Source organism: Paraburkholderia sp. GAS32 (assembly GCF_050434225.1).
Lineage (GTDB): Bacteria > Pseudomonadota > Gammaproteobacteria > Burkholderiales > Burkholderiaceae > Paraburkholderia > Paraburkholderia madseniana.
Map to the genome: position 1 here is coordinate 124,844 of NZ_JBNPVS010000023.1, position 23,550 is coordinate 148,393.

A 23,550-nucleotide genomic window follows, 5' to 3' on the forward strand; every position below is an offset into this window, starting at 1 on the left:
ACGGCTCAACACCTCAACGCAGCAACGCAACAACACCGCAGCCGCACCCTCAGCCGATCGCCCGCATCGGCGCACGCCGCTTTTCCCACCAAGCCGCACCAAGAAACGCGAGCGCAGCAGCCAGAAGCACACCGACCATCGCGTCGTTGCCAACCTCCTTCATCAACGCGCCGGCCACCAGCGGCCCACCGAAACTGGCCGCGCTCCACGACGCCCCCACCACCGAACTTGCCGACACCAGCGCGATACCGCGAAACCGCTCGCCGCAGGCGACCAGCGACAGCGTATAGATCGCCCCAGCCGTCGCGCCGAGTACATAGAGCAACGGCCAGCACAGCCACGGCGAACTAATCGCCCAGGGCAGCAACGGCAGCAATACCACGACGATCACACCGCAGCCGATATGCACGCGTTCGCGGCCGAGCCGGTCAGCGAGCCAGCCGATCGGAAACTGCATCGTCGTATCGCCGAGCAGCAGGGCCGACGCGAACAGCACGGCCACCTCGCTCGTGATGCCGTGCGACATCGCGAAGAGCGGCAGCAGCGACAGCGCGATCGTATCGAACAACGCGAAAAAGCCCGTACCGATCACGAGCGCCGGCATCTGCGGCAACACATGGCGCCAACTGCCGTGCGTGGCGTGTTCATCCTTCAACGCTTGCGGCGTCTTGCGGATGCTGGCGAGCGCGGGCAAGGCCAGCAGGAAGATCGTGCCGCAAATCAGGAAGCGCCAGTGCGTGAGGTCGGCGATCTGGCTCACTAGCACCGGACCCGACATCTGGAATAGCGTGAAGTTGGTCGCATAGATCGCGATGACCCGGCCGCGGGTGGCGTCGTCAGCGAGCTGGTTGACCCATGCTTCGCTGATCGTGAAGAGCAGCATCAGTGCCGCGCCGCAGAGTACGCGCAACGCGGCCCATAGCCATAGGTTCGAGGTGAGTTGCATCAGCGCGGTGGCGACCCCAACCGTCAGCACTGCGCCGACGATCACCTGGCGGCCACCGGAGCGCGCCGCGATCCAGGCCGCCACCGGCACGACGAGCAGGCCGCCGCCCGCTTGCGCGGCGGTCAGGAGACCGACCACGTCGGTGCCATAGCCGGCTTGCGTCAGCGCGAGGGCAGTGAGGGGAAGCGTGGCGCCGCTGCCGAGTCCGACGACGGCAACACTAAGGATCAGAGCGAGGAAATCGCGTGTGAAGATGACTTTCATCGGCGGAGATGCTACTACGGCCGCGAGTCATTCGCACCTGCCTCGGTTATCCGGCCACGGCCATCCGTTGCGCGCGCCGGTCGATCGACACCGACCACAGCGTCAGCGCCAGCGCACCGATCGAGGTCGCCACGCCGACCCACGGCAGCGTGGTGAGCGGCGCGCCCGCGCCGATCGCCATGCCGCCGAGCCACGCGCCCGTTGCATTGCCGAGGTTGAACGCGCCTTGATTCAGAGTCGACGCCAGATTCGGCGCATGACTCGCGCGGTCGACGATCAGCATTTGCAGCGGCGGCACGATCGCGAAGGCCAGAATGCCCCACACGAAGATCGTGATCATGGCCGGAATCTCGGCGTGCATCGTGCCGGCGAAGATCGTCAGGATGACGACGATCGCCAGCAGAAACGCGACCAGCGAGGGCAGCAGCCGCCAGTCCGCGAGCTTGCCGCCGAGCGTGCTGCCCACCGTCAAGCCGAGGCCGAACAGCAACAGCACGAAGGTGACCGCATGTGGCGTGAAACCGGTCACGTCTTCGAGAATCGGCGTGATGTACGTGAAGGTGGAAAACAGGCTGGCCGACGCGAGCACGCTGATGCCGAGCACCATCAGTACTTGCGGATTCTTCAACACGCTGAATTCGCGCACGAGGCTCGCCTTCTGCATCTCGATCTTCGCCGGCAGGCAGACGGCGAGCGCGCCCGCGGCGAGAATGCCGATGCCGGTCACGGCCCAGAAGGTCGCACGCCAGCCCACCGCCTGGCCGAGCGCCGTGCCGAGCGGTACGCCAAGCACGTTGGCGAGCGTCAAGCCGGTGAACATCAGGGCGATGGCCTGCGCGCGACGGTTCGGCGCGACCAGACCGGCCGCGACCACTGAACCGATGCCGAAGAACGCGCCATGGCAAAACGCCGTGACGATGCGCGCGGCCATCAGCACCGCGTAGCCCGGCGCGATCGCGCACAGCAGATTACCGACGATGAAGACGCCGATCAGACTCATCAACGCCTTCTTGCGCGGCATGTTGGCCACGGCTATCGCGACGATTGGCGCGCCGATGGTGACGCCGAGTGCATAAGCCGACACCAGCATGCCGGCCGCCGGGATCGACACGGACAGATCGCGCGCGACATCGGGCAGCAGCCCCATGATCACGAATTCAGTGGTACCGATTCCAAAAGCGGCAACGGCAAGGGCGAGCAGGGGTAAAGGCATGGTGATGGAGCGTGAATCGGCGCGACGGGAAGCGTCGTGCGGCAGGCGCGCATTTTTCGGGACGAGAACGCATGCGCCATGCGAGGGGAAAACAGTAGGGGATTCTACCTAAGTCAAAACACCCTTGCTGAGCGTCAAGCAGGCTGTTGTTTTTTGCTGAAAGCCCGCCTGGGAGGGTGCATTGGGAATGCACTCGACAGCACATTGCCTCGTGGAATGGGGCCGTTTTATGGCGTGCTTTCGTCTGACTTGAAAGTGTTGCCGTGACGACCGGCGCCTTCGGCAAAGCGCGCGGCACCCGCGACACCTTCGTCGAATACTGCCTGATAGCCGCCGGCGCCTTCACGCTGCAGCGCGAGAGCAAGATCCTCGAGCGTGCTGTTTTCCAATGCGGAGCGGCGGTCCGCCAGCAGCGCCGCTTGCGGAAAGGCCGCGAGTTCAGTGGCCAACTGTTCTGCCGCCGCGCGTGCCTCGCCCTTGCGCACGACACGGTTGGCGAGGCCGAAGCTGAGCGCTTCCTGGGCATCCACCGCGCGGCCGGTCAGGATCAGGTCGAGCGCCCGCGACAGTCCGATCAGACGTGGCAAGCGGATTGTGCCGCCATCGATTAGCGGAATTCCGACGCGCCGGCAGAACACGCCGAGCACGGCATCTTCTTCGACCACGCGCAGATCGCACATCGCGGCCAGTTCGAGACCGCCCGCGACCGCGTAGCCGGCAATCGCGGCAATCACCGGCTTGCTGAAGCTCATACGCGTCGGTCCCATTGGACCGGGACCGCTGCCGTCGGCGTGTAGTTCATTGCGGCGGGCCTCGTCGGCGAGCGCGGTGAGATCCGCGCCGGCGCAGAAGGTGCCGCCCGCGCCGAACAGCACGGCCGCGCGCCATGCCGGCTCCGCTTCGAAGCGGCGGAAGGCGGCGCTGAGCGCTTCCGCGGTAGGACGGTCGACGGCATTGCGGCGCGCCGGCCGTGCGAGCACGATCGTGGCGACGCCGGTGTCCTCATTGGCTTCGATGCGCACATGTTCATTTAGATTTTGCGTGGTTATCATCGTTGTGTCCGTAAAGGTTCGCGTCCGGCCGCTCATGCCGGATGTTCATGCGCTGCGCTCATGCAGTGCGACTAATACCGTTGGTTGTCATGCATCTTTCACAATCGGCTCGTAGCGTTAGCGCTCTTTTAACGCGCTGGCGTTTTTTTGCTAGCTTATCGAGCCCGCCTTTGCCCTTGTCCAATTCATCGCCCTCAGCCGCGCCGGCCTCTGTCGAGACGGTTTGGACCGTGCCGCTGCATGAACATGAACATCCATGGTACGACCATGTGCGCCTGAAACGCGTATTCGTGACTGACGGCACGCGCCATCAGGTGGTCATGGTCGATGCGCGCAAGTTGCTGGAATGCGCGGATCGCGACAACACGGATTACGTGTTGAAGCCGGTTGCCGAATGGCATTCGGGCAAGGTGCGTGGCATTCGCGAGTTTCTCGATCCGGAGAATCCGCGCATTCCGCAGATGCCGTACGTGACGATCTCGACGCGTCGCGCGCCGGGTCTGCTGGGCTGGTTCGGTCTCGAGCGCGAGGGCGTGGTGGCGTTTCGCAACGGGCAGCATCGCGCGCGCTATCTGGCCGATGCGGGCGCGCGCTGGTTTCCGGTGGAAGTGCACGAACGCGAGGCGGCCTTGCTGCGCGAGATATGCGGCGCAGCGGACGACGCCCGCACGGTAATCCGCCCGACTACCGTGGATGGCAGCGGCACTACCTAACTTCGCGCCCGTACGACGTTGCGCGGCGTGCCGGCCTGCCATGCCGCGACGTTCTCGAGCGTGGTCTGCGCGATCTCGTTCATCGCCTCGCGCGTGAAGAATGCCTGGTGCGCGGTGACGATCACGTTCGGGAACATCAATAGACGCGCCAGCACGTCGTCCTGCAACGGCAGGTTCGAGTGGTCCTCGAAAAAGAGGCCGCCTTCTTCCTCGTACACGTCGAGCCCGAGATGGCCGAGCTGGCCATCTTTCAACGCGCCGATCAGCGCATTGCTTTCGACAAGTCCGCCGCGCCCCGTGTTGATCAGCATCGCGCCACGCTTCATCTTCGCGAGCGCGGGCCCGTCGATCAGATGGTACGTGCCCGGCACCAGCGGACAATGCAGGCTGACAACGTCGCTTTCGGCGAGCAGGGTGTCGAGCGGCACATAGCGCGCGCCGAGCGCGAGCAGATCCTCGGCCGGCGTACCTGGGTCATGAGCGAGCACCTGCATGCCGAAGCCCGCCATGATGCGACCGAACACGCGGCCGATCATGCCGGTGCCGATCACGCCCACAGTCTTGCCGTGCAGATCGAAGCCGAGCAGCCCATGCAGCGAGAAATCGCCTTCACGGGTGCGCGCGACCGCGCGCGGCAAGCGCCGGTTCAGCGCCAGAATCAGACCGACCGCATGTTCGGCGACCGCGTGCGGCGAGTAGGCCGGCACCCGTGCAACCGTCATGCCGAGACGCTCGGCCACGGCCAGGTCGACGTGATTGAAGCCCGCCGAGCGCAACGCGATCATGCGTGTGCCACCGGCATGAAGACGTTCCAGGACGGCGGCGTCGACGTTGTCGTTGACGAACGGGCAGACCACTTCGTAACCCTCGGCGAGGATCGCGGTTTCGACATCGAGGTGCGATTCCTGGAAGTGCAGTTCATAGCGATGCGTGCCGTTGGCCTCGCCGAACGTGTCGCTGTCGTATTGGCGGCTGCTGAACAGGATCATGCGCATGAATGGCTCCGAAGGATGCGTGCCGGCGTGGTGAATGCCGACTTACGAGGCGGCAGGCGGGCACGTCAGTATATCGGCCCTTTATGGTAATGACCGCTGCTTGCGATGCAAGGTCCGAAAACCATTCCGCCCTTTACCAAAGATCATATTTTGCGAAGCGAAAACGGTCGCAATTGAAAATCATATTGACAGCGATGCCGAACTACAATATTTATTAAAAAAGCAGTCCCAATAAAACATGTTCAATCATGCCAGGAGAGAACCGGCCGCCAGCAGAACGTGCCTTTTTCAGGCGTCGGACAAACTTCGCGAGGAAAGCGTGACTGTCGAACTTGCTGAAAAGTATTTCACTATCGCTATCGTCGCTGCATTGCGGCATATCTTCTTAGGCGCCGAGAGCGTCATGCCATTGCAATAAACTTTCCATTCAATGGAATTCGGTGATGCCGGATGAGTAATTCCTGAGTCGGGTTGACTCGGATCGAATTCATTTCAAATTCCAGAAAGATTTTTTCATCTTTCTGCTAATAAACCGTAAATCGGCGAGCCAACATGATCGGTGAATTGCTGAGGTCTCAACCGGAGATCGCGCTGTTCGCAAGCCTTGCAATCGGATATTTCATTGGTTCGTTTCGCGTGGGGCCGATTCAGTTGGGCGGCGTCTGCGGCACGTTGATCGTGGCCTTGCTGTTGGGGCAGACGGGCGCGCGGCTTGCCCCCGATCTGAAGAACATCGCCTTCGCGCTGTTCATCTTTGCGCTGGGTTTCACCGGTGGGCCGCAGTTCTTTGCCAACATTGGCCGGGGCTGGCGCTATGGCTTGCTGTCGGTGGTCGAGATCGTCTCGGTGCTGGTGCTGATCATGATCGCGGTCTTCGTGATGCGGCTCGACGCCGGTACTGCGGCCGGTTTGCTGGCAGGTGCGGCGACGGAGTCGGCCGTGATCGGTACGGCTTCGGAGGCGATTGCTAAGCTCGGCTTCAGCGACGCTGAGACGCTGCGCCTGCAGGCCAACATCGTGACCGCGTACAGCGTGAGCTACCTGTTCGGCCTGGTCACCATCGTCCTGTTCACCAGTCAGTTTGCGCCGCTGCTGCTGCGCATCAATCTGCGCGAAGAAGCCGAGCGTGTGTGGCACAAGCTTGGCGGCGACGGTGCCTTCGGCGAGGGCCAGCGGGCCGCGGCCCCGGCGCTCGTGGGCCGCGCGTTCCGGGTCGGCACGGCGGTCGGCGCGACGATCCAGGCGCTCGAACAGAAGCACGGCTTCAACCTGACCATCGAGCAGGTTCGGCGCAACGGAGCCGACGTGCCGGTCGAGCCGCAACTGACGTTGGCCGCCGGCGACCTGATTCTCGTGGGCGGGCGGCGCGAAGCGATGGTCGCCGCGGCTGCCAGCCTCGGCGAAGAAGTGGCGGACGCCGGCTTTGGCCAGATCATTGCGGAGAAGCTCGACGTCGTGCTGACGCGCAGCGACGCGCATGGTCTGACGGTCGCGCAGTTGCGCGAACGGGCGAAGCCGGAGGAAGGGCGCGGCATCTACATCGCGGCCGTCACGCGGCTTGAAACCACGGTGCCCGCGCTGCCCGGCACCGAGCTCAATCGCGGCGACGTGCTGACTCTGGTGGGCGCGAAAGCCGACGTCGAGCGTGGCGCGCGGAATCTGGGCTACGTGCTTACCGCGACCCAGAAAACCGACTTCGTCTACCTGGGCCTGGGCGTGCTGCTCGGCATGGCGATCGGCCATCTCGGCGGGCGCATCGGCGGTGTGTCGATCGCGCTCGGCACGGGCGGCGGCTGCCTGTTGTCGGGCCTGCTGTTCGGCTGGATTCGTTCGCGTCATCCGTTGGTCGGCTCGCTGCCTTCGGCCGCCGCGCAAATTCTCAAGGACTTCGGCCTTGCCACCTTCATTGCCGCCGTCGGCCTGTCGGCGGGGCCCGATGCCATCAAGCTGGTGCGCGAATACGGTCTGGCGCTGCCCGTCGCCGGCATCCTGATGGTGCTCGTGCCCGGCCTGTTGTCGCTCTGGATCGGCCGAGCGTTTCTCAAGCTCGAAGCGCCCATGCTGCTCGGCGCCATTGCCGGTCAGCAATGCAGCACGCCGGCGATCAGCGCGCTGGTCGGCGTAACCGGCAATTCGACGCCCGTGATCGGCTACACGATCACCTATGCACTCTCGAACATTCTGCTGCCGTTGATGGGGCCGGTCGTCGTCGGCCTCGCCGGGAAGTTCGGCTAGGCGGGGCAGATGGGCTGCGCGCGGCGTGGCGCGCAGTCGACCGCATATGGATGCCGTGAGGTTCGTATGCGCATGCAGCACCCAGTACTCAGTATCGCAAACTATCCAGCGAGGGCATGATGGACTGGCTACATCACATTTTTCAGAAATCACCCGAGATTGCGCTGTTTCTGTCACTTGCAGCCGGCTATTTCATCGGGCAGATCAACTTCGGCAAATTCCAGTTAGGCGGCGTAGGCGGTTCATTGCTGGCCGCGGTCCTGATCAGTCAGGCGGGCGTGACGATCGACAACGGCGTGAAATCGGTGATGTTCGCCGTGTTCATTTACGCGGTCGGCTACGACTCCGGGCCGGGCTTCTTCAACTCGCTGAACCGCAAGACGCTGCGTGAGATCGCGATGGCGATCTTTCTCGCCGTCACCGCACTGATCACCGTGGTGATCTGCGCGAAGCTGTTCCATCTGAACAAGGGACTCGCCGCCGGACTCGCGGGCGGCGCGCTGACGCAGTCGGCGATCATCGGCACGGCCGGCGACGCCATCGCGCGTCTCGGTTTGCCCGCCGATCAGGTCAAGTCGCTGCAATCCGACGTGGCGATTGCCTACGCGGTGACCTACGTGTTCGGCTCGCTCGGCGCCATCATTGTCTGCGTGAACATCTTGCCGAAGTTCATGGGGCAGAGTCTGCGCGACGCCTCGATCGAAGCGGAGCGTGAACTGTCTGCAGGTTCGTCTTCACTCGGAGCGGGGCAAATTCGTGCGTTGCCCGAACTGGTGGGGCGTGCGTACAAGATCGATGTCAGCGCCGGGAAAACGGTCAAGGCAGTCGAGACCCTGCATCAGGACATGTTGACGATCGAGCGGATCAAGCGTGACGGCAAGAACCTCGAGCCGACGCCCGATCTGACCTTGCAACTCAACGACGAAGTGCTGGTGGTGGGCCGCCGGGAGGCGGTGGTCGCATTCGGCGCGAACGGCAACGAGATCGCCAGCGTCGACGACATTGGCGTCGTGATGCAGACGCGCGAAGGTGTGTTCACACGCAAAGGCATGAATCACACGACGATCGCCGCCGCACGCGAAGTCGTGGATCGCGACTTGCGCCATGGTGTTTATATCCAGAGCGCCTCGCGTGCCGGCCAGCCGCTGCCGATCCTGCCCGAAACCAAACTCGAGCACGGCGACGTGATCACCTTCTACGGTTCGCCGAAAGACACCAAGCGCGCCGTCGATGCAGCCGGCTACGAGCTGCCGTACAGCAACAAGACCGACTTCATCTATATGGGTGTCGGCATCGTGCTGGGTCTGCTGATTGGTCTGATCGTGATCGACGTGGGCGGCGTTCCGCTCACGCTCGGTTCCGGCGGCGGCTGTCTGCTGGCCGGCCTGCTGTTCGGCTGGATGCGCGGCAAGCATCCGATGTACGGCGCAATGCCGTCTGCGGCTTCGCAGTTGCTGAAGGACTTCGGCCTCGCGGCGTTCGTCGCGGTGGTCGGTTTGAATTCGGGCTTGCAGGCCGTGGTGACCGTCAAGCAGAGCGGTATGACAATCTTCCTGCTCGGGGTGGTTGTCACCGTGCTGCCGCTGATACTGACGATGCTGTTTGGCCGCTACGTGCTGCGCTACAACAACGCGGCCATCCTGGCCGGCGCGCTGACCGGTTCACGCAGTGCCAACCCGGCATTCGGCGGTGTGCTCGACAAGGCGGAAAGCGCCGTGCCCACCGTGCCGTTCGCGATCACCTACGCAATTGCGAACGTTGCGTTGACGTTGCTCGGACCGCTGGTGGTCGGGCTGGTCTAGCCCGGTTCAGCGTGCGCATTTATCGATCTCTCTTACGCCGGCAGCAACTAAACGATCACTCGCGACACCGGCGTCATTCACTTGCACATTGGAGAACGCATCATGGCAAAAGAGAAAAGCGGCAAGAAACAAGGCGACATGGCTCAAGCCGGCTTTGCGGCGCTCAGCCCGTTCGAACTCAAGGATGAACTGATCAAGGCCGCGGGCGGCGGCGCGGTGGAGCGTGCCGCCAACGCATCGATGCTCAACGCCGGCCGCGGCAACCCGAACTTCCTCGCGACGATTCCGCGCCACGGTTTCTGGCAGCTCGGCTTGTTTGCGATGCGCGAGTCGGAGCGTTCGTTTGCGTTCATGCCGGAAGGCGTTGGCGGTTTCCCGCGTCGCGAAGGGCTGACGGAGCGCTTCGATCTGTTCCTGCGCGAAAACAAGGGCGTGCCCGGCATCGACTTTCTGCGCGGCGCGGTGTCGTATGTGCGCGATCAGCTCGGACTCTCCGCGGGCGACTTCCTCTATGAAATGTGCGAGGGCATTCTCGCATCGAACTATCCGGTGCCGGACCGGATGCTCAAGCTATCCGAACAGATTGTCGGGCAGTATTTGCGCAAGGAGATGATCGGCAACCATCCGTTCGTCGGCGAGTTCGACGTGTTCGCGGTGGAAGGCGGCACGGCGGCGATGACGTACATCTTCAACACGATGCGCGAGAATCATCTGATCAAGCCGGGCGACACGATTGCGCTGGGCTTGCCGATCTTCACGCCGTACATCGAAATTCCGCGCCTGAACGACTATCAGTTGAACGTCGTCAATCTCGAAGCCACGGTTGAAAGCGGCTGGCAGTATTCGAAGAAGGAACTCGACAAGCTGCGCGATCCGACGGTCAAGGCGTTCTTCCTCGTGAACCCGAGCAACCCGCCTTCGGTGAAGATCGACGACGAGAGCCTTCAATACATCGCGGACATCGTCAAGGAACGCCCCGATCTGATTCTGTTGACCGACGACGTGTACGGCACCTTCGCCGACGACTTCGTCTCGCTGTTCGCGCTCGCGCCGAAGAACACCATCCTCGTGTACTCGTACTCGAAATATTTCGGCGCGACTGGTTGGCGTCTCGGCGTGATCGCGACGCATCGCGACAACGTGCTCGACAAGCTGATCGCCGAGCTGCCGAAGGACGCGAAGAAGGAGTTGCACGAGCGTTATGAATCGATCACGACCGAACCGGACAAGCTCAAGTTCATCGATCGGCTGGTCGCCGATAGCCGCACTGTCGCGCTGAATCACACGGCGGGTTTGTCGACGCCGCAGCAGGTGCAGATGGTGCTGTTCTCGCTGTTTTCGCTGATGGACACGCCCGACGCGTACAAGAACGCGTTGAAGCGCCTGATCCGCAAGCGCAAGCAGGCGCTGTACGAAGAGGTGGGCATTTCATTCGAGGACGACGATCCGAACCAGGTCGACTACTACACGATTCTCGACATCGAGTTCCTCGGCGAGCGCATGTTCGGGCGCGAGTTCGTCGACTGGCTGCTGAAGAACACCGAGCCGTCGGAATTGCTGTTCCGCCTCGCGCGCGAAGCACGCGTGGTGCTGTTGCCGGGACGCGGCTTCGGTACGCAGCATCCGTCGGGACGGGTGTCGCTGGCTAATCTGAACGAGTCGGACTATCGGCAGATCGGCCGCGCGATGCGCAAGCTGATCGAGGAATACGTCGAGCGGTACAACGCGGCAACCGGCAAGAAGCTCGATAAGACCAAGGTGAAGTGAGGCTTTAATTCACGCTTGATTTGTGCGGGATCCGCGCTGGAACTCGGCTTCGAGCGCGGTCAGGCATGGACAAAAAACTTGCGCAATTGTGCGGATCAGTGAATGATCGGTTAAGCGGCCCCGCCAGTGTCATTGCTGGCGGGGCCGCTTGTCCCTTTGCAGTCTGACATTCACGTACCGATCATGCCGACTTCATCCACCTCTGCCGCACCGGTTTCCTACGCTGTGCCTTGTCCGGTTGTCGAATCGCTCGACGCCATTCTTCCCGAAGAGCCGTTGCTGATGATGGGCGCCGGCCCCGTGCCGATTCCCGCGGCGGTGGCCAAGGCCAATACCGTGGTGATCAATCACCTGGGCGGCACGATGGTGAAGGTGATCGGCCAGGTGAAGACCATGGCGCGCTACGTGTTCCAGACGAATTCGAAGTGGGTGCTGGGCGTAGCCGGGCCGGGTTCTGCTGCGATGGAAATGGCGATCTCCAACCTTGCGTGGGAAGGCACGAAAGTGCTGAGCATCAAGAACGGCTTTTTCAGCGAACGGATGGCGGAGATGGGTCGACGCGTCGGCGCGGAAGTTGCGATTCTCGACGTCGAGGACGGTACTGTGGCGAGTCTCGAAAGCGTGGCTGAGGCGATCCGCCGCGAGCGTCCCGAGATAGTGACGATCGTGCAGGGCGAGACGTCCAACACCGTGTGGAACCATCAATTGAAGGAGATTGCGGCGCTTGCGAAAGCAGCCGGTGCGCTGGTCATCGTCGACGCGGTGTGTACGCTGAGCACGATGCCCTTGGAGATGGACGCGTGGGGCATCGATGCGGTCATTACCGGCGGGCAGAAGGGTTTGTCGTCGATCCCGGGGGTTTCGCTGATCGCGTTTTCGGATGAGGCATGGGCACGGGTGAAGGGGCGCACGGCGCCGAATGCGCATTGGTGTCTTGATGCTTCGCTTGCGGAGAATTTTTGGCACAACGCGGGGTATCACTATACGGCGCCCGTGTCGGGGGTGCTGGCGTTGCACGAGGCGTTGCGGCTTGTGTGTGCGGAGACGCTTGAGAAGCGGTTTGCGCGGCATTTGAAGTGCTCGGTTGCGCTGCAGGCGGGGATTACTGCGTTGGGTTTGCAGTTGTATGCGCCGGCGCCTTGTCGTTTGAATTCGGTTGTTGGCATCGTTGTGCCGGAGCGATTGAGTCCTGCTGATATCTGCGGGCATATCTCGCGGCATCACCAGGTGGAAATCTCGGGTTCGTTTGGTTTGCCGATTGTGCGTATTGGGCAGATGGGTGAGCAGTGTCGGGAACATAACCTGTTCAGGACCTTGCATGCGCTTGGGCGGACGATGGTGGATCTCGGAGTTAAGGTTGAGTTGCCGGCTGGGGTGGCGGCGCTTGAGCGGGGGTTATCCGAAGGGAAATGAGGTTTTTTTGCCTTCGCGGCGCTTATTGTCAGTGTTCTTGGGGTGTTGGCCTTTCCTTGATTTGTTAGTGGTCTATTAGCGTTCCCCCTGTGCGGGGGGCACCTACTTTTCTTTGCCGGCTGCAAAGAAAAGTAGGCAAAAGAAAGCAGCTCAAACCGCTACTGCTAAGTGGGCACCATGGTTTGCGGTGGGTAGTGGTGCATTTGGAATCCGTGTTCTCGCGCGTTCAGCGTTAGTGACAAGGGGCTCATCAGTTCCCACTCCGCACTGCGTGCGTCGCGGACGGGTCTGCATGTGAAACCACGGGCTTCGGTTCGGGTCTGTGGGGCCGTCGGCTTTGCCTCGGCGACACGCTTCTGCACCCACGCGGGAACACCCGCTTCACATGATATGTCGGTGTGCTGACTACCGTCCTGGTCCCGATCACGTTCACAGTCGCTGCGGCAGCGGCGGTGGGTGGTTGCAGTTGCTGTTCCAATCACAATCGCGGCGGTGGTGGTGCAATGACGAGCCACGGTTCGGTAGCGAGACGCGAGCGTCAAAACGTAGCGGGGGTATGAAGTACTCTTCGGCGCGCGCAGCGCCGCCGGAAGTATGACTCCCTTGTCACTGACGTATGCAGGTGCACGAACACAGATTCCAGATGCACCACTACCCGTAGCAGGCCACGATGCCCACTTAGCATTAGCGGTTTGAGCTGCTTTCTCTTGCCTACTTCTCTTTGCAGCCGGCAAAGAGAAGTAGGTGCCGCCCCGCACAGGGGCAACGCTAATAGACCACTAGCAATTCAAGGAAAGGCCAACGCCCCAGGCAAACAGACAACAACCGTCACGCATGCCACTAACAATTCAAGGAAAGGCACCAAAGCCAGAGGCACGAACAACAAGCGCCGCGCAGGCAAAAAAAATCAGGTCGCCGCAGGCGCATTAGGCGCCCGTGAATTCCGCAAATACATCATCGTCGACAGCACGACTGCCATCGCGGAAGCGACCGCTGCAAACAGAAACACCTGCGCGTAGCCAAATTCGCCAGCGATATACCCGGCCAACGGCCCCGTAATCCCCAGAGAAAGATCAAGAAACACAGAATAAGCCGACAAAGCCGCCCCACGGCTAGCAGGCGGCACAAGCCCAACCGCCTCAACGCCAAGAGCAGGAAACACCAAAGCAAACCCAAACCCGGTCAACGCCGCCCCCGCGAGGGCAATATGCGGCTCCGGCGCCAACCACAACATCAACAACCCAGCACATTCAAACGAAAACGAAGCAATCGCGACCCGGAACCCACCGTAAGCCTTGATCGTATTAGCGAACAACAAGCGCGCACCGATAAACAACGTGCCGAAAACAGTCAACGACAAAGCCGCATTAGGCCAATGCCGCGCGGCATAAAACAGCGTAATGAACGTCGCAATCGACCCAAAGCCGGCCGAGCCCAACGCCAACCCAATCCCATGTGGCAGCACCCGCGTGAACACACTCCGATACGACATCCGCTCACCATGCACGATCGGCACCGGCGCGATAGGCCGCGCCAGATAAAACCCGAGCGCCGCCAGCAAAATCACCAGAACGCCCAACGCGGCAAACCCGATCGTGTGCGCAATCGCTACGCCAAGCGGCGCGCCAATCGCAAGTGCGCCATAAGTCGCGATGCCGTTCCAAGAAATCACCCGCGCATTGTTGCTCGTGCCCACCCGGCCGATGCCCCACAAAATCGCGCCGGTGCCGCACAGGCTTTCGCCGAAGCCGAGTACGAGACGACTGCACACCAGCAGCCCCAGGCTCACCACGGGCCAGCGCCCGCACAACACCGCCAGCAGCAACAAGATCCCGCTCGCGCCGCAACCCAGCAGGCCGATCGTGACCGTCCGCTTCGGCCCTAACGTGTCGGCCGAGCGGCCGGCGAGCGGCCGCGATGCCAGCGTCGCCAGGTACTGAACGCTGATCGCCGCGCCGGCCAGAATCGCGCTGTAACCCAGATCGTCGTGGACGTAGCCAGGCAGCACCGCGAGCGGAATTCCGATCGTCAGGTAGCAAAGAAATGTGAAAAAGACGACCGGAATGATCTGCATGGTCGTCGCAAATTCGCTGCGCGGTGTCGCTGAGTCGGTGGACATGGGGAAAACGAGACTTGAAAACGGCGGGAAGGCGTGATTTTCCCATGGAACCGATTCCCTTGCAGGGGTTGCTTAATAATTTCGGTGCCTAAATAACGGTGCCGGATCGATATAGTGGTCCGTTTTCACTCTGCACGAGAGGTCTTCCGATGCCAACCGGATGAATGCGCCCTGGTCGTCCATGGCTGTAAAGCTACAATTTATCTTGAAATGCGGCAAAACAGCCAAATCAACATAAGCCAACCGAACCCCAAACCCATCTCTATATCGTTTCACGAATATGTCCCGCATGCGATCCCCGCTATGGGTTGTATTTATTGATGGTGATAGTTTTCGAACCATCATCGCAGCACGTCCCAACGGACACAGAACATTGAGAGTAACGAGACATGACTGAGCCGATTCGCTTCTACCACCGCAACGCGATCCGTGAGATCAAGGATGCGCCCGTCACCCGCACCGTCCTGCAGTATTTGCGCGAAGACGTGCATTGCACCGGCACCAAGGAAGGCTGCGCCGAAGGCGACTGCGGCGCGTGCACGGTCGTGATCGGCGAGCGCAACGAGGCGGGCGGCGTCGACTTCAAGGCGGTCAACGCCTGCATCCAGTTCGTGCCGACGCTGGACGGCAAAGCGCTCTTCACCGTCGAGGACCTGCGCCAGCCGGACGGCTCGCTGCATCCGGTGCAGGAGGCGATGGTCGAGTGCCACGGTTCGCAATGCGGTTTCTGCACGCCGGGTTTCGTCATGTCGATGTGGTCGCTGTACGAAAAGCACGGTCACGAACATAGCTGCGCGAACAAAACTGTGCCGTCGCGTGACGCGATCAGCAACGCGCTGACCGGCAATCTGTGCCGTTGCACCGGCTATCGTCCGATCGTCGACGCGGCCGTGCGCATGTTCGAAGCGCCCGCGCCGAAAGCGCCGGTCAATGTCGAAGCGCTGTCGAACGCGCTCGCCGCGCTCGAGCGCAAGGACACGTTCCATTACCAGCACGCCGGCCAGCAGTTCGACGCACCGCGTACGGTCGAGGCGCTCGCGAAAATCAAGCAAGCCGAACCCGCCACGCGTATTCTCGCCGGCAGCACGGACATCGGTCTGTGGGTCACCAAGATGATGCGCGATCTCGGCAACATCGTGTATGTCGGGCAGATCGCCGAATTGCAGAAGCTCGAAACCAACGACGACTGGATCGAGATCGGCGCAGGCGTGAGCGTCGAAAAGGCCTACGCGGAAATCGCAAAGCAATATCCGGAACTCACCGAAATGTGGCAACGCTTCGCGTCTCTGCCGATCCGCAATGCCGGCACGCTCGGCGGCAATATCGCCAACGGCTCGCCGATCGGCGATTCGATGCCTGGCCTGATCGCGCTCGGCGCGCATGTGATCGTGCGAGGCGGCGAGATCGAACGCGAAATGCCGCTCGAGGATCTGTACCTCGCGTATCAGAAGAAGGACATGGCGGAGCACGAGTTCGTCGTCGGACTCAAGGTGCCGACCCGCACCGGCGCGCGCAAGAATCTGCAGTTCCGCACCTACAAACTGTCGAAGCGTTTCGACTCGGACATCTCGGCCGTGTGCGCCGCGTTCTCCTTTATCGCCGACGGCAACGTGATCCGCGAGCCGCGCATTGCGTTCGGCGGCATGGCCGCCACCTCGAAGCGCGCGACGCACGCTGAAGCCGTGCTGCGCGACGCCGAATGGCACGAAGCCACCGCGCAAGCCGCGATGCTCGCGCTCGGCAACGACTACGCGCCGCTTAGCGACATGCGCGCGACCAGCAACTATCGCCTCGAAGCGGCGAAGAACACCTTGTATCGCTTCTGGCTCGAAACGCGTCCGAACAATCCGCTGCCCAAGAGTGCACTGGATGTTCGTGCAGTTGCCGCAGCTTGCGCACCTGTCAGTGCGAGCGCCTGACGCCACAAGGACACGGAGAACACAAGAATGAATCAGCACGCAGAACCGTTCCTGAAAGACCTTCAGGATCTCGACGACTTTACCCAGGTCCACATCTCGCGCCCGCACGAGTCCGCGCATTTGCACGTGAGCGGTCGCGCCACCTACACCGACGACATCCCGACGCTTGCCGGCACGCTGCACGCCGCGCTCGGCCTGTCGCCGAAAGCGCACGCGAAGATCGTCTCGATGGCGCTCGACAAAGTGCGCGCCACGCCAGGCGTGGTCGCGATCTTCACCGCGGGCGATATCCCCGGTGTCAACGACGTGGGTCCGATCATCCATGGCGACGATCCGATTCTCGCGGATGGTGTCGTGCAATACGTCGGCCAGCCGATGTTCATCGTGGTCGCGACCTCGCATGAGATCGCGCGCCTCGCTGCGCGCCGCGCCGAAGTCGTCTACGAAGAACTGCCGGCCATTCTCACCGCGCAACAGGCCCGGGCCGCGAACCAGCACGTCTTGCCGCCGATGAAACTCGCGCGCGGCGAAGCCGATACGAAGATCGCCCGTGCGGCGCGTCGCGAAGCCGGCGAGATGTTGCTCGGCGGCCAGGAGCAGTTCTATCTGGAAGGCCAGATTTCATACGCGGTGCCGAAGGACGACGACGGCATGCACGTCTACTGTTCGACGCAGCACCCGACCGAAATGCAGCACATGGTCGCGCACGCGTTGGGCGTGGCGTCGCACAACGTGCTGATCGAATGCCGCCGCATGGGCGGCGGCTTCGGCGGCAAGGAATCGCAATCGGGTCTGTTCGCGTGCTGCGCGGCGCTCGCTGCATGGAAGCTGCTGTGCCCGGTCAAGCTGCGTCCGGACCGCGACGACGACATGATGGTCACCGGCAAGCGCCACGATTTCCACTATACGTATGAAGTGGGCTACGACGACAAGGGTGTGATCGACGGCGTGACGGTCGACATGACCTCGCGTTGCGGCTTCTCCGCCGACCTGTCTGGTCCGGTGATGACGCGCGCGCTGTGCCACTTCGACAACGCGTACTGGTTGTCCGACGTCACGATCGACGGCTTCTGCGGCAAGACCAACACGCAGTCGAACACCGCGTTCCGCGGCTTCGGCGGTCCCCAAGGCGCGTTCGCGATCGAGTACATCATGGACAACGTCGCGCGCTCGGTGGGCGAAGATTCGCTCGACGTGCGCCGCCGCAATCTGTACGGCAAGACCGAGCGCAACCAGACGCCGTATGGTCAGGTGGTCGAAGACAACGTCATTCACGAACTGATCGACGAACTCGAAGCGACCAGCGAATACCGCGCGCGCCGTGCTGCGATCAACGAGTTCAACGCGAACAACGAAGTGCTGAAGAAGGGCCTGGCGCTCACGCCGGTCAAGTTCGGCATCGCGTTCAACGTGACCCACTTCAACCAGGCCGGCGCGCTGGTGCACATCTACACCGACGGTTCGGTGCTGGTGAACCACGGCGGCACCGAAATGGGCCAGGGTTTGAACACCAAAGTCGCGCAGGTTGTCGCGCATGAGCTGGGTATCGGCTTTAACCGCATCCGCGTCACGGCGACCGATACGAGCAAGATCGCCAATACCTCGGCGACCGCTGCGTCGACCGGTTCGGACCTGAACGGCAAGGCTGCGCAAGACGCCGCGCGCCAGTTGCGCGAACGTCTGTCGGCCTTCGCCGCCGAGCGTTTCGGCGCAGGGCAGGTGGCCGCTTCGGAAGTGCGTTTCGTGCATGACCGCGTGGTGGTCGGCGAGATGATCGTGCGGTTCGAAGAAGTGATCGCGAAGGCCTATGTCGCGCGTGTCCAGCTCTGGTCGGACGGCTTCTACGCCACGCCGAAGCTCTACTGGGATCAATCGAAGCTGCAAGGCCGGCCGTTCTACTACTACTCGTACGGCGCGGCCGTGTCGGAAGTGGTGATCGACACGCTGACCGGCGAAATGCGCGTGCTGCGCGCGGACGCTTTGCATGACGTGGGCGCATCGCTGAACCCGGCGCTCGACGTCGGCCAGGTGGAAGGCGCGTTCATCCAGGGCATGGGCTGGCTCACGACCGAAGAACTGTGGTGGAACACGGGCGGCAAGCTGATGACGCACGCGCCGTCGACCTACAAGATTCCGACCGTCAACGATACGCCGCCGGACTTCCGTGTGCGCCTGTTCAAGAACCGCAATGCGGAGGACAGCATCCACCGTTCGAAGGCGACCGGCGAGCCGCCGCTGCTGCTGCCGTTCTCGGTGTTCTTTGCCGTGCGCGATGCGGTGTCGGCCGTGGGCGACCACAAGGTCAATCCGCCGCTGAATGCGCCCGCAACCAGCGAGGAAATCCTCAAGGCAGTCGGCGCAGTGCGGGCAGCAACTGCGGCGGCGCGGCAGTAAGCGCGCGAGTCCTGGTCGAACCCCGGCGTGACCGCCGGGGGGCGCCATGAAGCGCCTGCAAGTGGTCAGCTAACGCAAATCGTGCAAATATCGTAACTAACTGGAATGATCGCCATGAACGACTTTTCTTCCGTTCAGATCGGCCGGCGCAGCGCCGTGCAAACGCCGCGTCCGGCGCCGATGCACATCGTGCTGTTCGGCGCAGGGCACGTCGGCCATGCGCTCGTCACGCTGCTCGGTAGCTTGCCGTGCGTCGTCCAGTGGGTCGATGAACGCGACGAACTGTTCCCCGACGAAACGCCAGCCAACGTGCAGATCGAAGCGACCGACACGCCCGATGCGATCGTCGACACGGCGCCGCCCGGCGCGTATTTCCTCGTGATGACGCATAACCACGCGCTCGATTTTTCACTTGCCGCGCGCATCATGCGGCGGCGCGATTTCACCTATTTCGGCATGATCGGGTCGAAGACAAAGCGCGTGAAATTCGAGCGTCGTCTGCTGGATCGAGGCGTCGATCTGGATCGGCTGGTGGAGATGACCTGCCCGATCGGCGTGACCGGCATTGTGGATAAAGCGCCTGCGGCGATCGCGGTCGCGGTGTGTGCCGAGTTGCTGCAGATCCGTGCGCGTCAAGCCTCGGCTCAGGCGGCAATGCAGAAGCTTTGCGCGAGCGTGTGAGTAGATAGAGCGAGGCGCCTGGCGTAAGGCGCTCAACGCCAGGCTCGTAACCTGAACTCCCCAGACTTCAAATCACAGCGTCAGCCCGCCGCGGCTGACGTTTCTTTTTTCGCCGGCCGTTTCGCGCGCCGCACCTTCTGCGCGATCAATTCATCGGACACTTGCGACATCAACGCACGCAGCCAGCCGACATCGCTCGGCCGATCCGGCTGAGGATGCCACAGTTGATAGCACTTGATGCGTGGAAACGGAATCGGCACTTCGACCACGGCGAGCGGCAGGATGCTCGCATAGTGCGTCGCGAAACGGCGCGTGGTCGTGAAGATCAGATCCGATTGCAACAGCGTTTGCGGCACGAGGCCGAAGTAGGGCAGCGTGGCGACGATGCGCCGCTCGGCGCGGGCCCTTGCGAATCCGATGTCGACGGCGCCGCCGCTTGCGCCGCTATAAGGCGTCGGCGCGAGATGCGGCGCGGCGAGATACGCTTCGCGCGTCATCGGCGTGCGTGCGAGCGGATGATCGGCGCGCATCAGGCACACCACCGTATCGGAGAACAGGTCACTGCGCTCGAAACGCGGATCCGGCTTCGGCCAGTTGCCGATCACCAGATCGAGTTCACCGGCGTCGAGCGCGGCCGAATGGTCGAGCATCGGGCTTAGCGAATCGATCTCCAGACGCGCATGCGGCGCCGCTTCGCGAAACTGCGCGATCACGGTGGGCATGAAGAAGTCGTTCAGATAATCCGGTGCCGCCACGCGGAAGGTCCGGCGCGAGCGGCCGGCGTCGAAGTCGCCATGCGGCGTCGCAACGAAATCGACTTCGCGCAGCACGCGTTGCGCCGAGGCCAGCAACGACTCGCCGTATTCGGTCGGCACCATGCCCGACTTGCCGCGCACGAGGATCGGATCGTTCAGCGTCTCGCGCAGTTTGCGCAGCGCGGTGCTGATGGCGGGCTGGGTCTGATTCAGACGCAGCGCGGTTTGTGTGACGCTGCGCTCGACGATCAGCGTGCGCAGCACGCGCACGAGCCAGATATCGAGGGAGGCGGCGGAATCGTCCATGGTTTAGGCGAGGCGATGCAAGCAGGTCGGGCCCGGATGAAGCGTCGTACGGAGCCGCCCGCGAGCCAGATCGCGAGAGCGAGGCGCAAAGGTTATAACCTTAGGCCCGTTTGCGCTGTGGCGGCATAGCAGGCACGGTATGGCCGGCATCAGGACGGCCTTTTTGACGCCATCACGTCAAAAAAGGCATGCACGGATACGAGCACGGCATGCCTGTCTGCACGAATATTACGTCTCCCTTTCGCTTAGTCGTCCGCGAAGCCTGAAGGCAGCGAACTGACCCGCTTCACTTCCTGCGAGTCGAGCCAGTTCGGCGTGCGTGCGCAATACAGCACCATAGGCAACGCGTCTTCGCCCCAGAACAATTGGTCGTTCAGAAAGAAGGTCGGCACGCCGTAGACGCCCAGACCGATTGCGTCCGTGGTGTTGCGCTGCAATTGCGCCTTCACTTCTTCATTCTTGATCAGTGCCGGGCCGTCCGGCTTGCCGACGCGCTCGCACAGTTCGGCGAATGCTGCATCGCTCGACGGATCGCGGCCTTCACGCCAGATAAAACGGAAAATCTCGCGGACGAAACTGATGTCGCCGTTCGCCGCGGTGGCGAGCAGGAGCGGTTTCATCGAGTCGAACGGATGGGCCGGCGGCATCTTGAACGGAATGCCGAGTTGCTCCGCGCGAAACAGCGCGTGACGGTACATGAAGGTGCGTTTGGCGGGCACGCTATAAGCGGGCCGCTGGCCCCAGTGGCGATACAGATCGTTCAGCACGACCGGCGTGAACGCGAAGTCGAAGCCCGGCCACTTGTCGTGTTGCTCGAGCAACAGGTAGGTGAACGGCGAGACAAAATCGTAAAACCACAGCGGTTGCCTGGCGTCGATGCCTACGGTCATAAGTGTCTCCCGGATTGCCCTTTCCGAACGGTGTCGTCTGCTGGACCGTCGGAATTGTAATGATCTTACGCGGTGCAGCCGCCGCTTGCACCGGTCAATGTGGTTTTGGATCGGGATGGCCGATACGGGGGACGGCAAACTCGACCACGTGGGTCGAGACGGGTCCCTAGGCGTGGCGGCCGGCCGAAGGCTCGTCGGCTCCCCGCGCTTCAGGTGATTCCGTTGCGTCATCTGCTTCTGCTGCGCGCGCCGAAGCAGATGGCGGCGGCTCGTCGTCCGAGTCTCCCGCTACGTCGCGCTGAGCCTCGCGGCTATGCGTGAGCCGCTCGCGCACGAAGCCGATATGTTCGCGCAGCACGTAGAACTGATCCGCATAGGCGAGCGGCATTTTTAGCCCGTTCACCGATTCTTCGATCGCATCGAGCCGCTCGATCAGCGTGGCGCGTTCTTCGGCCGAGTATTCGCTGAGCGCGCTGCGCTCGATCGCGATCAGCGCGCCATACCAGCGGTAGATGCGCGATTTCACCCGCCACGTGTACAGCGACGGCACGACGCGCAGCGCCGGAATCAGCAGCACGATCAGCGGCACCACGACCACCAGCAGCCGGTCCGCGAGACTCGCCAGCCAGAACGGCAGGATCCGGTAGAGGAAGCCCTTGCCTGACTTGTAGTAGCGGGCGGCGTCGTCGCTGATCGGGAAATCGTGGGCGAGCGGTGCGGGGAATTCGCCGGCGCGCTGCATGATGTTTGCCTTGCCGTGGACCTCGCGTGCCGCTTCGATCAGCAGATCGGACAGCGCAGGGTGCAACGAGTCGCGCGCCACCAGTTCGGCGGTCGGCGCCACCATATGAATCGGCGTGGACGGCAGATTCTTGCCGAGGTCGAACGCGCCCATCGGCATCTGGAGCTGCGTCAGATACGGAAAACGACGGGTGTAGGCATCGGCCTGGGTGAAATCGTAGAACTGCACATTCGGCGTGCGATAGAGCTTGCCCATCACCGCCGGTTGCGCCGAATCGCCGGCCAGAAACGCCGCGTCGACTTTGCCGGTGACGAGTGCCTGGGCGGCGTCGTCGCCCGAGAGCGGCAGCAGTTTGGTCGGGCCGCCCGGCACGATGCCGTTTGCCTTGAGCAGTGCGAGCGCCAGTTCGCGCGTACCGCTGCCCTCGGCGCCGACCGCGAGGCGCAAGCCCTTGAATTCGGAGAGCCGCGCGATTGTCGGCCCGTGATAGAAGATCGCCAGCGGGACATAGGCCACGCTGCCGAGCGACATCAGGCCCTCGCTCGCCGGGCCGGGCGCGACCCCGTCCTGCACGAAGCCGACGTCGACGTTCGACTTCGGGTCTGAGAGCCGTTTGAGATTCTGCAGCGAGCCTTCCGAGGGCAAGACGTTCAGGGTGATACGGTTGCGCGCCAGAATTTCCTTGTACTTCTGGGCCGCATTCCAGAAGGTGCTGCCTTCGGGGCCGGCGCTGATCGTCAGCGTGCTGGGCGGGGCGGGCTGGATCAGGCGCACGGCGACCCAGATCGCCGCGACGGCGATCAGCAGGAGCGGTCCGAACGAGACCGCCAGATCGCGCCAGGAGATCGCCACGAAACGGGCGACGAGACGGGGAGGGCGTTTGCGGCCGGTGGCTGGCTTCATCGGATGACGTGACGGCTACGGTCGAAAGTGAACAGGATGACGGCGTTCTGCGGCGCGCGAACTGCGGCAAAGCGTTCGCGCCATGCCGGGCTGGCTGCCGTGCAAGGCACACAAGCCGCACAAACCGCGCGGCAGCGCGTCGCGCCGATGGTACCTGAGATTCGCGCGGCGGCGCAGCGTCCGGCCGGCGCGGGCGCCGTCAAACCCGTAACAAATCGTGAACGGCGCGTGAACGGTACATGAACGGCCGATGAACGTCCCATGAACGTCCCGTGAACGGCACATGACCAGTCGGCGAAGCACGCCCGAGCCAGAATATGAACGGCGCATGAACAAAACACGCCCGATGCCCCCTTCTATGAGCAGGAAGTTGTCAAGGCCGCTTACAAAGCGTCGATCAATTTCTTCCGCATCTCCTTGCTAGAGCGTATGGCGGGGTCA

General features: G+C 62.7%; 17 protein-coding genes. 9 read left to right on the forward strand and 8 right to left on the reverse strand.

All coding sequences use genetic code 11. The features are described 5' to 3' along the window. Nucleotides 1-49 precede the first annotated feature (49 nt). The 3 genes from P3T25_RS26400 to P3T25_RS26410 form a co-directional block, all read right to left on the reverse strand. Nucleotides 50-1,210, reverse strand: a complete 1,161-nt coding sequence (locus P3T25_RS26400) for an MFS transporter (protein WP_429359487.1) — start codon at nucleotides 1,208-1,210, stop codon at nucleotides 50-52. A gap of 46 nt (nucleotides 1,211-1,256) precedes the next feature. Continuing rightward, complete coding sequence (locus P3T25_RS26405) at nucleotides 1,257-2,423, reverse strand: MFS transporter (protein WP_154566589.1); 1,167 nt, start codon at nucleotides 2,421-2,423, stop codon at nucleotides 1,257-1,259. A 227-nt stretch (nucleotides 2,424-2,650) separates the two neighbouring features. Then, complete coding sequence (locus P3T25_RS26410; RefSeq protein ID WP_429359489.1) at nucleotides 2,651-3,475, reverse strand: crotonase/enoyl-CoA hydratase family protein; 825 nt, start codon at nucleotides 3,473-3,475, stop codon at nucleotides 2,651-2,653. A gap of 89 nt (nucleotides 3,476-3,564) precedes the next feature. Here P3T25_RS26410 and P3T25_RS26415 point away from each other — a divergent pair, with 89 nt between their 5' ends. Next, nucleotides 3,565-4,188, forward strand: a complete 624-nt coding sequence (locus P3T25_RS26415) for a plasmid fertility inhibition factor family protein (protein ID WP_171929056.1) — start codon at nucleotides 3,565-3,567, stop codon at nucleotides 4,186-4,188. Here the strand turns inward: P3T25_RS26415 and P3T25_RS26420 are convergent. Then, the gene (locus P3T25_RS26420) at nucleotides 4,185-5,183 is read right to left on the reverse strand and encodes a 2-hydroxyacid dehydrogenase (protein ID WP_429359491.1); all 999 of its coding nucleotides are present in this window, start codon (nucleotides 5,181-5,183) and stop codon (nucleotides 4,185-4,187) included. The genes P3T25_RS26415 and P3T25_RS26420 overlap by 4 nt on opposite strands. 552 nt (nucleotides 5,184-5,735) lie before the next feature. On the opposite strand from P3T25_RS26420, the gene aspT (P3T25_RS26425) reads away from it, so the two are divergent. From aspT (P3T25_RS26425) to P3T25_RS26440, 4 genes are all read left to right on the forward strand, one after another. Beyond that, entirely contained in the window at nucleotides 5,736-7,418 is a 1,683-nt protein-coding gene (aspT, locus tag P3T25_RS26425; protein ID WP_429359493.1) for an aspartate-alanine antiporter, read from the forward strand. Nucleotides 7,419-7,537: 119 nt separating this feature from the next. Next, nucleotides 7,538-9,220 (forward strand): aspartate-alanine antiporter, encoded by a 1,683-nt coding sequence (gene aspT / locus P3T25_RS26430; RefSeq protein ID WP_429359509.1) that lies wholly within the window; start codon nucleotides 7,538-7,540, stop codon nucleotides 9,218-9,220. 102 nt (nucleotides 9,221-9,322) lie between these two features. After that, nucleotides 9,323-10,987, forward strand: a complete 1,665-nt coding sequence (locus P3T25_RS26435; protein ID WP_429359495.1) for a bifunctional aspartate transaminase/aspartate 4-decarboxylase — start codon at nucleotides 9,323-9,325, stop codon at nucleotides 10,985-10,987. 183 nt (nucleotides 10,988-11,170) lie between these two features. Next, on the forward strand, nucleotides 11,171-12,400 hold the full coding sequence (locus P3T25_RS26440) for a pyridoxal-phosphate-dependent aminotransferase family protein (protein WP_429359497.1): 1,230 nt from the start codon (nucleotides 11,171-11,173) through the stop codon (nucleotides 12,398-12,400). A 907-nt stretch (nucleotides 12,401-13,307) separates the two neighbouring features. Here the strand turns inward: P3T25_RS26440 and P3T25_RS26445 are convergent. After that, complete coding sequence (locus P3T25_RS26445; protein WP_093636608.1) at nucleotides 13,308-14,519, reverse strand: MFS transporter; 1,212 nt, start codon at nucleotides 14,517-14,519, stop codon at nucleotides 13,308-13,310. Between the two features lie 389 nt (nucleotides 14,520-14,908). Here P3T25_RS26445 and xdhA point away from each other — a divergent pair, with 389 nt between their 5' ends. From xdhA to xdhC, 3 genes are all read left to right on the forward strand, one after another. After that, complete coding sequence (xdhA, locus tag P3T25_RS26450) at nucleotides 14,909-16,438, forward strand: xanthine dehydrogenase small subunit (RefSeq protein WP_171929444.1); 1,530 nt, start codon at nucleotides 14,909-14,911, stop codon at nucleotides 16,436-16,438. A 27-nt stretch (nucleotides 16,439-16,465) separates the two neighbouring features. Next, nucleotides 16,466-18,832 (forward strand): xanthine dehydrogenase molybdopterin binding subunit, encoded by a 2,367-nt coding sequence (xdhB, locus tag P3T25_RS26455; RefSeq protein ID WP_429359500.1) that lies wholly within the window; start codon nucleotides 16,466-16,468, stop codon nucleotides 18,830-18,832. A gap of 114 nt (nucleotides 18,833-18,946) precedes the next feature. Next, nucleotides 18,947-19,513: a xanthine dehydrogenase accessory protein XdhC gene (xdhC, locus tag P3T25_RS26460; protein ID WP_429359502.1), complete on the forward strand. Its 567-nt coding sequence runs from the start codon at nucleotides 18,947-18,949 to the stop codon at nucleotides 19,511-19,513. Between the two features lie 80 nt (nucleotides 19,514-19,593). Here xdhC and P3T25_RS26465 read toward each other — a convergent pair whose 3' ends face one another. The 3 genes from P3T25_RS26465 to P3T25_RS26475 all read right to left on the reverse strand — a co-directional run bounded on the left by P3T25_RS26465 (nucleotide 19,594) and on the right by P3T25_RS26475 (nucleotide 23,109). Continuing rightward, on the reverse strand, nucleotides 19,594-20,574 hold the full coding sequence (locus P3T25_RS26465) for a LysR substrate-binding domain-containing protein (protein ID WP_429359504.1): 981 nt from the start codon (nucleotides 20,572-20,574) through the stop codon (nucleotides 19,594-19,596). Nucleotides 20,575-20,819: 245 nt separating this feature from the next. Further along, nucleotides 20,820-21,464 (reverse strand): 2-hydroxychromene-2-carboxylate isomerase, encoded by a 645-nt coding sequence (locus P3T25_RS26470; protein ID WP_171929448.1) that lies wholly within the window; start codon nucleotides 21,462-21,464, stop codon nucleotides 20,820-20,822. A gap of 166 nt (nucleotides 21,465-21,630) precedes the next feature. Beyond that, nucleotides 21,631-23,109: a TAXI family TRAP transporter solute-binding subunit gene (locus tag P3T25_RS26475; protein ID WP_171929449.1), complete on the reverse strand. Its 1,479-nt coding sequence runs from the start codon at nucleotides 23,107-23,109 to the stop codon at nucleotides 21,631-21,633. A 36-nt stretch (nucleotides 23,110-23,145) separates the two neighbouring features. Between P3T25_RS26475 and P3T25_RS26480 the strand changes: the two genes are divergently transcribed. Beyond that, entirely contained in the window at nucleotides 23,146-23,352 is a 207-nt protein-coding gene (locus tag P3T25_RS26480; protein WP_154566977.1) for a hypothetical protein, read from the forward strand. Nucleotides 23,353-23,550: the final 198 nt, after the last annotated feature.

Excerpts from the sequence above, each read along its gene's own strand:
- P3T25_RS26435 (WP_429359495.1), top strand. The coding sequence starts at position 9,323 with ATGGCAAAAGAGAAAAGCGGCAAGAAACAAGGCGACATGGCTCAAGCC.
- P3T25_RS26405 (WP_154566589.1), bottom strand. The coding sequence starts at position 2,423 with ATGCCTTTACCCCTGCTCGCCCTTGCCGTTGCCGCTTTTGGAATCGGT.
- P3T25_RS26400 (WP_429359487.1), bottom strand. The coding sequence starts at position 1,210 with ATGAAAGTCATCTTCACACGCGATTTCCTCGCTCTGATCCTTAGTGTT.
- P3T25_RS26465 (WP_429359504.1), bottom strand. The coding sequence starts at position 20,574 with ATGGACGATTCCGCCGCCTCCCTCGATATCTGGCTCGTGCGCGTGCTG.
- P3T25_RS26470 (WP_171929448.1), bottom strand. The coding sequence starts at position 21,464 with ATGACCGTAGGCATCGACGCCAGGCAACCGCTGTGGTTTTACGATTTT.
- P3T25_RS26445 (WP_093636608.1), bottom strand. The coding sequence starts at position 14,519 with ATGTCCACCGACTCAGCGACACCGCGCAGCGAATTTGCGACGACCATG.
- P3T25_RS26415 (WP_171929056.1), top strand. The coding sequence starts at position 3,565 with ATGCATCTTTCACAATCGGCTCGTAGCGTTAGCGCTCTTTTAACGCGC.
- P3T25_RS26480 (WP_154566977.1), top strand. The coding sequence starts at position 23,146 with ATGACGGCGTTCTGCGGCGCGCGAACTGCGGCAAAGCGTTCGCGCCAT.
- aspT (WP_429359493.1), top strand. The coding sequence starts at position 5,736 with ATGATCGGTGAATTGCTGAGGTCTCAACCGGAGATCGCGCTGTTCGCA.
- xdhB (WP_429359500.1), top strand. The coding sequence starts at position 16,466 with ATGAATCAGCACGCAGAACCGTTCCTGAAAGACCTTCAGGATCTCGAC.
- P3T25_RS26420 (WP_429359491.1), bottom strand. The coding sequence starts at position 5,183 with ATGCGCATGATCCTGTTCAGCAGCCGCCAATACGACAGCGACACGTTC.
- P3T25_RS26440 (WP_429359497.1), top strand. The coding sequence starts at position 11,171 with ATGCCGACTTCATCCACCTCTGCCGCACCGGTTTCCTACGCTGTGCCT.
- P3T25_RS26410 (WP_429359489.1), bottom strand. The coding sequence starts at position 3,475 with ATGATAACCACGCAAAATCTAAATGAACATGTGCGCATCGAAGCCAAT.
- xdhC (WP_429359502.1), top strand. The coding sequence starts at position 18,947 with ATGAACGACTTTTCTTCCGTTCAGATCGGCCGGCGCAGCGCCGTGCAA.
- xdhA (WP_171929444.1), top strand. The coding sequence starts at position 14,909 with ATGACTGAGCCGATTCGCTTCTACCACCGCAACGCGATCCGTGAGATC.
- P3T25_RS26475 (WP_171929449.1), bottom strand. The coding sequence starts at position 23,109 with ATGAAGCCAGCCACCGGCCGCAAACGCCCTCCCCGTCTCGTCGCCCGT.
- aspT (WP_429359509.1), top strand. The coding sequence starts at position 7,538 with ATGGACTGGCTACATCACATTTTTCAGAAATCACCCGAGATTGCGCTG.